The following is a 13,367-nucleotide window of genomic DNA, read 5'->3' as shown; positions in this document are numbered from 1 at the left end:
ATGCAACCTAGTTTAGTTTGGATAATGCATCTTTTACCGCATCCTTCAAGCCGCGACTAGTACTTGAAGCACCCGAAATAGCATCAACTTCATAACTATTATTTTCAACCATTTTAGCTGGTAATTCTTTAATTGCTTGTAAGCCATAATCATCAGATTCAGTTTGTTTCAAAACTTCGACCTGTTTAATATTATCATGATCGGCAGTCACCCGAACAACAATTTCATTCCCCATACCTTGACTTGAACGACCGATATACTGGTCTTTGCCTGTTGGATATTCGTCTTCTTGCAAGTCAGAACCAAGTTTAGCAGATTTAATTGTTAACTTAGCAGCCTCCACACTAGTTGTGTCAGCAACATCAGCTTTAGGACGAGCAGCATTTTCACCAGCAATTTTACCAAAAATCAAACAATTGGCTAAATTGGAACCACCTTGATATAGATTAGTAATAACACTGCCCAATTCACCTGCACCATATAGATGCGGAATTGGTTGATCATCAATTGCTGAAACAATCTCACAATTACTATTTCTCTTAGGACCACCTTGCGTCCAACCAATAACTTGAACTAGCGGAATTGCATAATACGGTCCATTTTCAGCAAAAGCAGTAATTGTCTTACCATCACGATGATAAGCATAATCCATTCCTTCTTTAGCAAAGAAGTTAAAGTCAGCAACTGTATCCTCTAAAACCTTAGCTGATGCTCCCATCTTGTCTGCCAATTCACTGAGCGAATCTGCTTCAACAACATGATCTAGAGCCTTATTATATGGCTCATCTTTTAAAGCTGCAATTTTTTGCTTTTGCTTTTCATCAAATACGAGATATGGATGTGTCGGATTAACTGGCGTGTAGTAAGATCCCGCCATCTTGACGTAGCCTTCATGACTAGCTAATTCTTCGTTGAAGTAGCGCGCACCATCATCACCTACAGTAAAAATACTGCCTTGGCAAAACTCTGGAATATTGCGGAATGTCTTAGCACGTTTTTGATTCGGCTCCCAGAGTGAAAAGATTTGCTGCATCCCACCACCGGAAAACTTAGTCATATGCCACAATTTAGCACCAGCTTCAGTTGCCAGATCAACACCTCTACCCTTGTTATAAAGGCTAGCTCCTGGAACTAATTGATAGTCACCAATATAATCTTGAATCATTTGTTGGTTGTTTTCAAAACCACCAGTTGCTAAAACAACACCATTTTTAGCATAAACATTAATTAAAGTGTCGTCGCGTTTAACTTGTGCACCAACTACTGTTTGGTTAGCTGTTTGAATTAAATGCTCAACTGGGGAAGAATACCAAACATCAATTTTATCGGAACGATCTAACACCTTTTGCCGCAAAGTATTCCATAAAGCACCATCAACGATACCCTTATGAACCATAATCATATCGTAGTTTTTGGCACCTGGAAATTCTGGATAATCAGCCATGATATCATCTTCGGCTTTACCCATAATGTCCTGCTTCAAGCTATAAACGTGGTCAACATCCAGATACTTTTCAAAGTAATCTTTCATGCCAGCAACGCCCTTAATAAAGACTTCAGAAAGATCTTCATCCAAATTGAACTTTTGAGCTAGCCCATGGAAATACTGACGATAGGCAGCTTCATCTGTACTATAACCAACCATTTGACCAGAATATCTAGTATTGCCACCTTCATGACCTTCAGGTGCAGAATCGACAATCAAGACTTTAGCACCATTATCCGCTGCAAATCTAGCAGCAGTAGCACCAGCACCACCGAAACCTAACACGACAACGTCATAACTAGTATCAAAAACAGTATTTTTATTTACGATCATTTACAATCTCCTAATAATATTTTTTAAAATTACGCGTGATAATCTGAATCCATAATAATAATTGGCTTAATTGTCTTTCCTGATGCGGAATCAGCAAATGCTTCATTAACCTGATCCAAAGTATAGAATTTACACAATTTATCAATTGGAAATTCATTACGTTCAAACAATTGAATCATTTCTGGAATAAAGACTTGCGGTACAGAGTCGCCTTCAATAATACCTGTAATAGTATGCGAAGGTCCCATTAAATCAGCAGCTGGACGAACGGAAATGGCATCATTGGCGGCAGCTAGCGTAACCAGTGTTCCTTTAATCGCCAATGAGTGCAGTGCCATTTCAATTGCCGGTGTATCGCCAGAAGTATCAATGGCATAATCAAGCCCCATGCCATTGGTAATCTCGCGATATTTAGCCTGAACATCTTCAGAATTGGCATCAATTACTTCAGTTGCTCCCAGTTCTTTAGCTAAATCAAGACGATGAGATTTAATATCAACTGCAATAATATGTTGACAATGCAATAATTTAGCAGCCATTAAAGCAGCCATGCCAACTCCGCCAACACCAATAATCGCAATCGTCGAATTAATTTCTGGCTTTAAAGAATGCAGAACTGTACCGGCACCAGTCATGTAGCCACAACCCATTGGGCTTAAATAGCGTAAGTCAAATTTCTTATCAACTTTAACTAAATTTCTAACATTAGTAACTAAGTGATTAGCTAAAGATGATTGACCAAAAGTAGCTGCAATATTTTGACCATCTTCAGTATGCAGACGGTAAGTCCCATCATACATTGGGCCAGAATTCAACTTGCCCCAATTCAGACAAGAGCCTGGAAGTCCCGCACGACAAAACTTACATTTACCACAAGAAGCAAAGGCAACAACAACATGATCGCCAACTTCAAAGTCAGTCACATTAGGACCAACTTTTTCAACAATCCCCGCACCTTCATGGCCTAAAATAGTTGGATATAAACCTGGTCGTTCAGTATTAATTGGACCGGTATCCGAATGGCAGACACCACTAGCAACTACTTTAACCATTACTTCATTTTCTTTAGGATCATCAAGTTCTACATTGGTAACTACCAACTTTTGATGAGCACCATTTAATACGGCTGCTTTAATTTGCATAATCGAATTCTTCTTTCTCAAAATTCATATTACCTAGTTTCCTGAATAAGCGCTTTAATCAGATGAGCAAAAAAATATTACTCAGTTGCTTAATTGAACATATTTCACATTCTTTACTCAAGTAAAGGCTAACATTTATTTTCATATTTTTCAACCGCTTTCAAAAAATATTAGGCATAAAAAAAGCAATCCAGATTTCACTTGGATTGCTACGGTTTATTTTTTACTATGAAGTTTTCCTAAATAATACATACCAATGAGTAATGCAATCATTACTACACCTCCAACACCAATTGCTAACCAGCGCCAAATATTCCCCTTATCAGAGTTAGTCTTGGAACTAGACGCTTGAGCCACTTTTTGATTTATTTTAAAATTCTGATTAAATTTCCAATGTCTTTTGCCTGATTGAGCTCTAACTTGTAACTGATAATTACCAGATCGCAACTTTTGCTTTAACGGAATATGATAGTCAAAGTAGCTTAATGGCGCCATTGACAATTTATTCTTGGTATTAGTAAACACCGCTCGTTTCGTACCCTGTTCAATAATCTTTGACTTAATTGTTAATTGACCGAAGATTGTTGGGGTCTGATTAACAATTCGAGCCAATAAAACTGATTGATTATTAATAACCTTGGCAGTTGCACCAGTCAGCGCTAATTTCGTATGAACTGGACTATTCGACTGCCGCAAAATAATAGGTATAGCATAAGCATAAACGTTGCTGTATCCAATCGCAGCCTTAGAACCAGTCTTGGGTTTCTTCGGAGTTTTAGCACCAGCCTGCTGAATATAAAATCCACCTACTGCTACTCCTTTAAAAGCTGCCTTAGGAGTCTTAATTTGATAAGTCTTACTAATTTGTCCGTGAGGTGCTAACTCAATTGTTTTCGGACCCGTAGTCATCTTAGCAAAATCATGTTTACCGAAGTATCGCTTACCTGGTTTAGCTAAATTATACTGCACTACTCCGCCATCACCAGTTACTGCCGTATTGACCGCTACTGCTAATTTCTGTTTGCGTGTACTATTGTTACTAAAAATTAAATTAACTTTGACTGTGTCTTTAGGCTTAACTTTACGTTCAACATAAGAAGTATCCTGGCCTGCCACCTTAACTGAAAATCCTTCAGCTGCAGCTACTTTTTGACCGCTATTTATCAAAAATAACAAGCTTATTAGCGTCATTAACCCTAAACTACTAAACCATTTCTTTGCAGCAATCATCATAATTATTCTGCTGGTTGCTCAGTTGCAGCTGACTTGCCCGTTAATGTCCAAGTAATCTTACCAGTGTAATTCCCAGCATAAACTTGTGAGTCTTTTCCTAAAGCAATCGACGTATTCTTAGAATCAAGAGCAGTTACAGTAGAACCTTCGTTATGACCACTGGCAATAGTAGTCTCAGTATTGCCATCAATTGTTGCAACTTGATTACCATTGATAGTTAGGCTGGTAATATTTAGGTGATGTCCAGCTCCGTCAGTTAAAGCAGTCGGTTTGGCAGTCAGAGTCCATTCCGTCTGCGCGCCCAAACCGCGATTATCAGCAGTTTTAATATCACCTCCGCTAGCTAGTCCAGCTGTAGTTGCACCATTAGCAATATCAGCTACACTACTACTAAAAGCAATATTAGGTACTTGTTCAATCGATAAATCACCAGCTGCTACTGCTACTGAAGCATCACTGTCTTTACCGGTAGTATCTGCTGCACTCACAATATTAGTGGAAACACCCAATGTAGTTAATAAAGTCATTGCTACTGTCATAATTGCTCTTTTTTTCATAAATATACCTCTTTTTATATTATTCAAACACACTTGATATTTTTTAAAAGCTACATGTAGTAATTAACATTTTAGGCATTTTTATTTTTTTGACAAACATTTTGCTTACTTTTTGAAAGTAAGTACTTGCTTTTTTAGTAATTGTGCTATAAAAAAAGCAGTTGCCATCGCAACTGCCGTATACTTAATTATTTAAATTATCATATTCTACATGATCATCATTATAAACAAAAATTGCACCTATTCGATCAGGATCATTATGCCAATCTTTTAGTGGATGGCCTGCAAAAAACAATCGTTTGCATTCAATTTCAGCTTCAACTGAATCTTTAGTAAAAGTAGTCACCCCTGCTAAATCTGTTTCAACCGGATACCCTGTCCTAGGATCAATTAAGTGGTGGTATTTGTGGCCATCAACTTCTAGATAGCGTTCATACGTCCCACTGGTAACAGCAGAACATTGTGGAACCATCACCGAGGTAACATTTTGCCCCCTAGCCAACTTAGGATCTTGAACACCCACTGACCATTGGCCATTAGCTCGTTTAGGAGAATCACCAACTAACAGAATATTTCCGCCTAAATTAATAATACCAGCATTAACACCATTAGCACGCCATAAATCACGAATTCTGTCAGCAATCCAACCTTTGGCAATCCCACCTAAATCCAGTTCCATTCCTGTTCTAGTCAAAAAGACTGATTGGTCAAGATCGTTAAGCTCAACATTATGAGGATCAATCAACTGTAATTTTTCCTTGATTTGTGTATCAGTTGGAACGTGAGCCGCTTTAAAACCAATTGACCATAACTTAACCACAGGACCAATTAAGGCATTAAAACCAAAATTAGCTAAACTCTCTTTCACCGCTAACTTGATCAAGCTATATGTCCCACTTGAAACTTGAACCGGATTTTTTCCAGCAGCATGATTAACCGCCATTACCTCTGACTGATCACGATTTACTGTTAAAATGTCCTCATAATGATCAATTAATGCAAATGATTGGTCAATTAGTTCATTATCCTGACTACCAAAAATCTGCAAAGTAATTGACGTTCCTAAAGCATGATGCTGTCCAACAGATTGTTCAAGTGCTAATTCTTTAATCATTTTCATACCTACTTTTCTAAATATAAATTTCTAATCTTACTTTGCAAAGACGATGATATCCCCAGCTCTTGCTCAATATATTGCTTAATGCTGCCATAATTCTCATTTATGGTAATTAGTGCACTATCTAAAAAAGCATCTGAAACAGTCCCTAAGATACGCATATTAGCTCGAAACTTATCATTCTCACCTGCACGGACAAACTGCTTTTCACGCTTGGCCCGATAATCATTTAACATGTAATTAGAAAACAGATAATCTTGCCTAATCGTCTCTAGATCAACACCCAAAATCTCAAGAATCAAGACAGTGACTAATCCTGTACGATCTTTACCTTCAGAACAATGATATAAGATTGCACCACGATCTGTATCCGCAATTAGTTGCAATATTTGGCGAAAACTCTGTTTAGCTTGACTTGTTAAAATGTGATTACGATAACGATCACACATTAACCTAAAACCTGCATATTGATCTACCCGATATTCTGCCATATCTTGCTGATTTTTTTCACCACTATTAGCTTTATCAGATAATGGTAAAGCAAAATATTCTACACCTGCAATTTTACGATCTGGACTAACGCGACGTTCTGCTGATGATCTCAAATCAATGACTTTGGTTAATCCATAATCAAGTAAAACTTGTTCATCTGCGCTAGTCATCGCACTGATACTACCAGTCCGCAATAATCGGTGCCGTTTAACCTTGCGGCCATTCAGGCCACAATAACCACCTAAATCACGCGGATTTCGGATTGATTTTACAGGTAAAACAACAGGTGTAGTCATACACAATCTCCTCAAACAAAAAATAACCGAACGGCTTCCCATTCGGTTATTTTACTCTCTACGAGTTATTCACGCAAAGTTTTATTTATTTGCTTGTTCAACAAACTTGAAGAAGTTATCCATCAAACCATCAATTTGTTTAACAGTAGCTTCATCAGTCAATTCACCAGATTCTTTATCGAATTTATCTGCAGCTTGACCAATTAAAACTTCGTTACCAGGCAACACATTAGCACTCATATCAGGTGAAAGTAAAATTTCACGCATATCTTCTTGAGCACGACTACTGCCTTGAGTACCATAAGAAGCACCCAGTACGGCAACTGGCTTCATTTTCATTACGTTAGGACCAGCATGTGAGCCTAACCACTCAAGACTACTCTTAAGAGCAGCAGGAACTGTGTGGTTATATTCTGGAGTAGTTATTATAATTCCATCAGCAGCTTTAATGTCATCAATCCAAGCTTTGATTGAGTCATCAGCCATTTGTGTCCGACAAAATGGCGTCAATTCATCAATTTCTTTAACTTCAATATCAGCCTGATCACTATAATGTTTGGCAATAAATTGTGCCAAAAATCGATTATATGAAAACGGGGCATTTGTACCAACAATTGCTAATAATTTCATACTTAACCTCCTATTTAGTAACCTGTGCGTACCATTGATCAACTTCACCAAAGAATTGATCTAGGAATTTGACAGTGCCTTCATCAGCTAAGTTGCCTTCATCATCAAAAGCCTTTGGCGCAGTACCCATCATGAATTCGTCACCATTAAAGACTTTTGCACCAAAGCCAGGTGCAGTCAATAAACTCTTCAAACGGCTTTGTGAACGAGCAGCTCCTTGAGGCATTGGTGAAGTAGAGACGATTACAACTGGCTTATTCTTAAATGGATGAGTTGCAGTTGATAACCATTCCAAAGCACTACTTAAAGCACTAGTCACCGAGTGTTGTTGCTCAGGTGAACCGATTAAGACCATATCAGCAGCTTCAATCTTATCACTCAAAGTTTGAACTGATTCAGGTGCATCGTCACCTTCTTTAAACATTGGCAACCCTTTAACGGTTACTAATTCAAAATCATATTTATCAGCAAAATGCTTAGAAATAAACTTAAGCAATGCTTCATTAAATGAGTTGTTGGCATTTGAGCCTGAAAATGCAAGGATTTTCATAAAAACCACCTTTCAAAAAACTAATTTCTAATTTAATTATAGCTTACTTTGGTTTAATTTGAACGAAACTTGCTTTTAAATTATTTCAGTGCTTTTAATAACACAACCTGTTGCTAAAATATGCCGAATTTTCTAGCTTTTGTCTTTATCATCAACATTAAATAACGGCACTGTATTAGTCTTACTCAACCAATCGTTTAAAATCGCATCATTAATTTGCGCTGTCAAAACATTCACTATTTGTGTTTGAGAAAAAGTCGCAATTTCGTTCACTATTAATGAAGCAATCCCAACAGTGGTAATCCAATTGGCCACAACGATATTTTTTATTTTTTTGTCGCTATACTCCGTTTCAGGATATTGCTCATTAAATTTCTCAGTACCCAAATCAATCAAAGTATCTGCGATTACCTTACTACCAAACTTTCCATCAACGAACATCGCTCTAAAAAGGTTCTCATGTTCTTTAGCAAAATCAATATACGACAAGTCCATATCAATCAGTGGTTTCTTGGTATATTCTTTTTGCAAAATTTTGTTTTTTAAATTATCCGCAATTTTTCCTAAAACTTCCTTACGAAGTTCATCCATACTGCTAAATTCGAGGTACAAAGGCTGAGTCGAAAAGTGCCCTACCTTAGCGATGTTACGCGCGGTAAGACTCTCAATCCCATCTTTGACAACCATCTTATAGGCAATATTTAATATCTTATTTCTTCCTATTTCTTTTTTTCTCGCCATTTTGGTTTTCCTAACTAACTTTAATAGCTACACTTTTACAACTAGCACACATTTATTGTAAAAGTAGTAATAACACAAAATACCGCTTTTTAACACACACGCGGTATTTGCAAAAATTGTTAATCTCTATTCGCTAGAAATTGGTCGTATTGAGATGAAACCATGTCACTTATCTCTTGCTTGCTTAATCCTTGAGCGGCACAAAACGAAAAGAACGCAGCAGATAAAATATAGCCCCGTTCACGGTCATCCGATAGATTTTCTGAAAATCTCATATTAATACTATGATCTTGATAATTCATTGATACTTCAATTGATTTATCATCTGGAATTTCACTCATTCTTTACCTCAACTTTCAATTAAACTGACTGAAAATCTAAAATATATAAGTTATGATCTTATAGACAAAAATTCAAAGCACACAAACTTGAATAGTATTAATTATTTATAGCAATTCAATAGCTAGTAAAAATAAAATTTTTACTGGTAATTTAAATTATCTATACCAAAAATAACTTAATAATAATATTTTTTGTTTTAGCCGATTTCAATTAATTCTATAAATAATATTTAATTACCTAACCTTTAGAATAGTAAACTTAATGTTGTTTTGTCAAGGATTAAACGCTTTCTTAAAAACTGTACCAATAACAGTTTTATTATATAAATGGTAATTTAAAGTTCAAAACTACCACTAATAACCCGCAATTTTACCTCTATCAAAAGTCACTTTCTGATAAGTCCAACAATATTAAACTAAAACCCAACTGTTTCATCATTTACCTATTAGTTTGCAGTCTACAAGCAGTCATTTTACCTAAATATTAATTTAATAGCGGCTGTTTTTTATTTTTTCTGTGTTAACTCACCATCAATCATTTCATAAATTTGATCAGCATATTTTTCTAATCGTGAATCATGCGTTACCAGCAAAATTGCTTTTTGATAGTCTTTAGCTAAATGCTTAAACAACTTTCCCACTTCTGTAACATTTTGACTATCAAGTGAGGCCGTTGGTTCATCTGCTAGTAAAATTTCTGGATTAGCATACAGGGCACGTGCAATTGCCGCACGTTGCTGCTGACCGCCTGATAATTCTTGCGGATACTTATTGATCAAATCAGCAATGCTCAATTGCTGCAATAATTTTTGCAGCTGCTCAGATGTGATATTGTCCTGTTTTTTAACCTTGTTGACCAATTCAAATTGCTCTTTAACTGTCAAAAATGGCACTAAATTATAGGCTTGCAAGATGAAACCAATCTGATTAAGACGCAGTTTTTCACTTGCTTTAGCTGAAATTTGAGCAATATCTTGACCATTAATCAAAACTTGACCACTAGTTGGTTTTTGCAATGAGCCTGCAATTGTTAAAAAAGTACTCTTACCAGCACCTGACGGTCCCATGACTAGCACTACTTCACCCTGATTAGCCGTAAAACTAATATTTTTAAGCGCCTCGACTTTGGCAAGACCTTGACCATAAACCTTTTGGACGTTTTTTAATTCAATAACTGTCATATTCTTTTACCCTATCGCCTTAATTGGATCTACTTTCAAAATTGACCTTACTGGAATTAGACTACCAATTAGACCCATCAATAATAATCCTAACGAGCCACTAAGAATAATTTCTGGAGTAAAACTCATTGGTACTGCTGCTGGCAATACTTGCGCCGTCAGCGTCATAGCTAGTAATCCGAAAACTACTCCAGCAACCACCAAAACAAACGCCTGACCAATAGTTGCCTTTACCAAGACACTGCTAGGAATACCTTGTGCACGCATTACAGCAAAATTCTGCATTTTTTGCATGGTCAAAATATATAGAAAAACAGCGATAATAATTAATGAAATAACAAATAAAAAGCCAATCATCAACTCAAAAGTCATATTCTGAGCAGTGTACCCCGGTAACTTGTTAATAAATTGTTTAACTGGGTAAGTCTTAGTATTGTCATGATTATAATGATAATCAGCATTACGGGAAATAATGGCTGAAGCTTGGGTATCAGGCATTGTTTGACGCAAAGACTTCCAAGTACTAAGCTCGCCATAAATAATTGGTGCAATATTAATCTTGGCATTAGTTACAAAACCGACAATTTTATATTGTTTTTTGGAACCATTTAACTTTAATTTATCACCTAATCGATACCCTTTATTTTTAAAAGCGTCATCTACTGTAATTTCATTCTTATTGTGGGCTTTTCTACCTGAAACCAGTTCTTGTTCATGATAAATAAATTGCTGCTTTTTTAAGCCAATAAATTGAGCGGAAACCTGCTTTCTATTCTTACTTTTAACAACAACAGCAGTTTGACCTACTAAAGCTTCATCTTTACCTATATGAGCTTGCTCAAGGTCTGCCTTGCTTAATAGTGACTGATTCATACTAACATTCGCATTTTTATTCAAAACTACTTGCTGAGCATTCCAAGATTCCAATGCTTGTGTATTTTCGCTAGCAAGTCCCGTTGCCAGCGATGATAAGATAAAAATCAAATAACTAATGAGAAAAATCATCAAGACGATTAAGCCATACCGCAATTTTTCACGTTTGATTTCTTTAATTGCTAAAAACATTCTTACTCCCCTAAAGTGTCGTTTCTAAATTTAAAATTAAACTACTAAACGACGATTATAGTAATTTAACCGCCAAACTCCAGCACGATACGAAATCTTAGCCAGAGCACAATTATCTATTGTATCAAAGCAATTCATATCGCCACTAGCAAAACAATGCGCAAACATCATTCTAATCAGCGTTCCATGACAAACTACCAATAACTTTTGATTCTTATGCTTTGTTACCATTTCAGTCAAAAATTGCTCACAACGCGATTCCAAAGCAGCAAAAGTTTCACCACTAGGTGCATACTTTACATAATTTTTCGCTGCCTTTCCCCAAGGATCAACTGCATCCGGATATTTTTGACCTAGAACAGTTAGCAACTGACCATCCCACTCACCAAAATTAAATTCGATTAATCGCTTATCCAAATTAAGTTTTTTAGTATTTTTAGTAAAAAGCTCTGCTGTTTCTACCGCCCGTTTCATTGGACTAGCAAAAACTAACTCAAATGAACTTGGATCAAAATTGGCTGCTACTTTTTCTGCAAACTTTCGACCAGACATTGACAAACTTTGATCGAACAAAGAACCCTGCATCCGCCCCGTTTTATTCAAATCAGTTTGTCCATGCCGTACAAAAACTATTTCCATAGATTTACCCCACTTATAATAACTCACATTTTACTATTTAATAGGTAATCTTGCTAGTTCATTTAACGCCTTTTGAAGTCAAAATTAGTTCTGAAGACATAGGTATCAGCTGAGCTCTCTTGCTCAGTAAATTGAAAGCCAAAATCATGAAAGTTCTGTAGCTGCTCCGGTCTAGTTAATTGATTTTCGGCAATAAACCTGATCATTTCGCCGCGTGCCATTTTCGCATGTACGCCAACTGTCTTCCAATTGCCATTTTTCTTTTCTTGAAATTCAATTGAAATCATTTGTCTTTTTGACCTTACATATGGAGCAATATTTTTAGAATATTCTTTAGAGGCAAGGTTAATAACTACGTTATCTTCACTAAATAAGTTATCCGCCAGCATACTCCTCCAAAATTGGTATAAGTTTGGCTGGCTAAATCCGTAGACCTTATTCTTCATTTCCAACCGATATGGACACACCCCATCTAAAGGGCGCAATATACCGTAAAGTCCTGACAAAATCCGCACGTTAGCTTGCAGATAATTCAACGCCGGTTCAGTCAACAAATCTGGTGCCATATATTGGTATTGGATACCGGAATATGACACAATTGCTGGCGTTTTTGCCTGCGTTAAACTAAAAGCAGCAATTTGGCTTTGACCAACTTTGGTCATTCGGTCACTAGAGCCCCAGATTGCTTTTAGTTGTTCAAAACTGCAACTCTGCAAATACTCAATTAGCTCCTGCGTCTGCGACAAAAACTGTGGCTGGGATTTTACCAAAAAAACCTCTAGATTTTGTTCCATCTTCATTGCTGGAGAAATAATAATTTTCATCTTTCGTCTTTTCCACCTTTTGGGTTAAACTTATTAATAATATATCTTAAGGAGAGAATTAATGAATTCTGATTTTGCAATTATCTTAAATTTTAAACTAAAAAATGCTAAAAAGGTTGATACCGACTTCTTAGTTAAAACCGCACGAAATGTTGGCGCTCGAGCCATCAGTAGTGATAACCAAGCAGTTGACTTTCAACCAGCTTGTGATAAATACACTATTGCCTTGGTAAAAAATCAAAATGGTAGTGACCTAACCGCCAATGATGTCATCGACACCGTAGTCAAAAGTCGCTTCAATGCCAGGCCAACTATTATTAATCTTACCACTACTGAAGATGGCGATTTAACTAGCGCAGACAAGCAAATGTTAGCCGTGCTTAACGACTGGATGCATGTTTTTGGTCATGCGTTGAATGAAGGACAACCTAGCAGTATTAGCGCCAGCAATGATAGCTGCGTATTACCAAATCGCCATGCAGCTTATCAAAAATATGCCTTTGTTAGTGAGCCACTGCCTGAGCAAATTATCGTTTCAGGTATCGACCAGGAACCCAATCGCGTTGAATGGATAGAGCAAAGAATTGATCTTAACTTCACCTACCAAGACAAGCAATTAACCATCAATTTGACTAAACCTGCCACTAGTTTTCCTTGGCAAGTTTTGCGCATTCAAGAACATCGTCCAGAAGATGATATTCTGGAAACTAAATTTTAATTGAATTGAATAGAAAAACGAC

General features: G+C 36.6%; 15 protein-coding genes. 1 reads left to right on the top strand and 14 read right to left on the bottom strand.

Annotated elements, in window-relative coordinates; all coding sequences use genetic code 11:
- Positions 1-7: 7 nt before the first annotated feature.
- The 14 genes from OZX59_RS07355 to yaaA form a co-directional block, all read right to left on the bottom strand.
- Positions 8-1,819 (bottom strand): FAD-binding protein, encoded by a 1,812-nt coding sequence (locus OZX59_RS07355; RefSeq protein WP_277125710.1) that lies wholly within the window; start codon positions 1,817-1,819, stop codon positions 8-10.
- 29 nt (positions 1,820-1,848) lie between these two features.
- Positions 1,849-2,961: an NAD(P)-dependent alcohol dehydrogenase gene (locus OZX59_RS07350; protein ID WP_277125708.1), complete on the bottom strand. Its 1,113-nt coding sequence runs from the start codon at positions 2,959-2,961 to the stop codon at positions 1,849-1,851.
- A gap of 216 nt (positions 2,962-3,177) precedes the next feature.
- Positions 3,178-4,194 carry a DUF3324 domain-containing protein gene (locus OZX59_RS07345; protein ID WP_277125707.1) on the bottom strand — a complete coding sequence of 339 codons (1,017 nt, stop codon included), beginning with the start codon at positions 4,192-4,194 and terminating at the stop codon, positions 3,178-3,180.
- 2 nt (positions 4,195-4,196) lie between these two features.
- Positions 4,197-4,751: a WxL domain-containing protein gene (locus OZX59_RS07340; protein ID WP_277125706.1), complete on the bottom strand. Its 555-nt coding sequence runs from the start codon at positions 4,749-4,751 to the stop codon at positions 4,197-4,199.
- Between the two features lie 184 nt (positions 4,752-4,935).
- The gene (locus OZX59_RS07335; protein WP_277125705.1) at positions 4,936-5,865 is read right to left on the bottom strand and encodes an FAD:protein FMN transferase; all 930 of its coding nucleotides are present in this window, start codon (positions 5,863-5,865) and stop codon (positions 4,936-4,938) included.
- Between the two features lie 8 nt (positions 5,866-5,873).
- Positions 5,874-6,656, bottom strand: a complete 783-nt coding sequence (locus tag OZX59_RS07330) for a tyrosine-protein phosphatase (protein WP_277125703.1) — start codon at positions 6,654-6,656, stop codon at positions 5,874-5,876.
- Between the two features lie 81 nt (positions 6,657-6,737).
- Positions 6,738-7,286: an NADPH-dependent FMN reductase gene (locus tag OZX59_RS07325; RefSeq protein ID WP_277125702.1), complete on the bottom strand. Its 549-nt coding sequence runs from the start codon at positions 7,284-7,286 to the stop codon at positions 6,738-6,740.
- 10 nt (positions 7,287-7,296) lie between these two features.
- The gene (locus OZX59_RS07320) at positions 7,297-7,836 is read right to left on the bottom strand and encodes an NAD(P)H-dependent oxidoreductase (RefSeq protein ID WP_277125701.1); all 540 of its coding nucleotides are present in this window, start codon (positions 7,834-7,836) and stop codon (positions 7,297-7,299) included.
- Between the two features lie 132 nt (positions 7,837-7,968).
- The gene (locus tag OZX59_RS07315) at positions 7,969-8,577 is read right to left on the bottom strand and encodes a TetR/AcrR family transcriptional regulator (protein WP_277125700.1); all 609 of its coding nucleotides are present in this window, start codon (positions 8,575-8,577) and stop codon (positions 7,969-7,971) included.
- A gap of 119 nt (positions 8,578-8,696) precedes the next feature.
- Positions 8,697-8,918, bottom strand: coding sequence for a hypothetical protein (locus tag OZX59_RS07310; RefSeq protein WP_277125699.1), 222 nt, complete (start codon positions 8,916-8,918; stop codon positions 8,697-8,699).
- A gap of 506 nt (positions 8,919-9,424) precedes the next feature.
- Entirely contained in the window at positions 9,425-10,099 is a 675-nt protein-coding gene (locus OZX59_RS07305) for an ABC transporter ATP-binding protein (RefSeq protein ID WP_277125698.1), read from the bottom strand.
- A gap of 6 nt (positions 10,100-10,105) precedes the next feature.
- Entirely contained in the window at positions 10,106-11,164 is a 1,059-nt protein-coding gene (locus OZX59_RS07300) for an ABC transporter permease (protein WP_277125696.1), read from the bottom strand.
- 36 nt (positions 11,165-11,200) lie between these two features.
- Positions 11,201-11,803, bottom strand: a complete 603-nt coding sequence (locus tag OZX59_RS07295; RefSeq protein ID WP_277125693.1) for a histidine phosphatase family protein — start codon at positions 11,801-11,803, stop codon at positions 11,201-11,203.
- A 62-nt stretch (positions 11,804-11,865) separates the two neighbouring features.
- Positions 11,866-12,627 carry a peroxide stress protein YaaA gene (yaaA, locus tag OZX59_RS07290; RefSeq protein WP_277125690.1) on the bottom strand — a complete coding sequence of 254 codons (762 nt, stop codon included), beginning with the start codon at positions 12,625-12,627 and terminating at the stop codon, positions 11,866-11,868.
- Between the two features lie 61 nt (positions 12,628-12,688).
- On the opposite strand from yaaA, the gene OZX59_RS07285 reads away from it, so the two are divergent.
- Positions 12,689-13,345: a hypothetical protein gene (locus tag OZX59_RS07285; RefSeq protein WP_277125689.1), complete on the top strand. Its 657-nt coding sequence runs from the start codon at positions 12,689-12,691 to the stop codon at positions 13,343-13,345.
- Positions 13,346-13,367 lie beyond the last annotated feature (22 nt).

The sequence above is a fragment of the Lactobacillus sp. ESL0681 genome (assembly GCF_029392835.1).
Lineage (GTDB): Bacteria > Bacillota > Bacilli > Lactobacillales > Lactobacillaceae > Lactobacillus.
Note: the sequence above shows the minus strand (reverse complement) of the source record. Positions and strands in the feature narration are given on the sequence as shown.

Bases quoted from the DNA above. Each gene is read 5' to 3' on its own strand.
- OZX59_RS07355 (WP_277125710.1), bottom strand. From the start codon at position 1,819: ATGATCGTAAATAAAAATACTGTTTTTGATACTAGTTATGACGTTGTC.
- OZX59_RS07350 (WP_277125708.1), bottom strand. From the start codon at position 2,961: ATGCAAATTAAAGCAGCCGTATTAAATGGTGCTCATCAAAAGTTGGTA.
- OZX59_RS07345 (WP_277125707.1), bottom strand. From the start codon at position 4,194: ATGATGATTGCTGCAAAGAAATGGTTTAGTAGTTTAGGGTTAATGACG.
- OZX59_RS07340 (WP_277125706.1), bottom strand. From the start codon at position 4,751: ATGAAAAAAAGAGCAATTATGACAGTAGCAATGACTTTATTAACTACA.
- OZX59_RS07335 (WP_277125705.1), bottom strand. From the start codon at position 5,865: ATGATTAAAGAATTAGCACTTGAACAATCTGTTGGACAGCATCATGCT.
- OZX59_RS07330 (WP_277125703.1), bottom strand. From the start codon at position 6,656: ATGACTACACCTGTTGTTTTACCTGTAAAATCAATCCGAAATCCGCGT.
- OZX59_RS07325 (WP_277125702.1), bottom strand. From the start codon at position 7,286: ATGAAATTATTAGCAATTGTTGGTACAAATGCCCCGTTTTCATATAAT.
- OZX59_RS07320 (WP_277125701.1), bottom strand. From the start codon at position 7,836: ATGAAAATCCTTGCATTTTCAGGCTCAAATGCCAACAACTCATTTAAT.
- OZX59_RS07315 (WP_277125700.1), bottom strand. From the start codon at position 8,577: ATGGCGAGAAAAAAAGAAATAGGAAGAAATAAGATATTAAATATTGCC.
- OZX59_RS07310 (WP_277125699.1), bottom strand. From the start codon at position 8,918: ATGAGTGAAATTCCAGATGATAAATCAATTGAAGTATCAATGAATTAT.
- OZX59_RS07305 (WP_277125698.1), bottom strand. From the start codon at position 10,099: ATGACAGTTATTGAATTAAAAAACGTCCAAAAGGTTTATGGTCAAGGT.
- OZX59_RS07300 (WP_277125696.1), bottom strand. From the start codon at position 11,164: ATGTTTTTAGCAATTAAAGAAATCAAACGTGAAAAATTGCGGTATGGC.
- OZX59_RS07295 (WP_277125693.1), bottom strand. From the start codon at position 11,803: ATGGAAATAGTTTTTGTACGGCATGGACAAACTGATTTGAATAAAACG.
- yaaA (WP_277125690.1), bottom strand. From the start codon at position 12,627: ATGAAAATTATTATTTCTCCAGCAATGAAGATGGAACAAAATCTAGAG.
- OZX59_RS07285 (WP_277125689.1), top strand. From the start codon at position 12,689: ATGAATTCTGATTTTGCAATTATCTTAAATTTTAAACTAAAAAATGCT.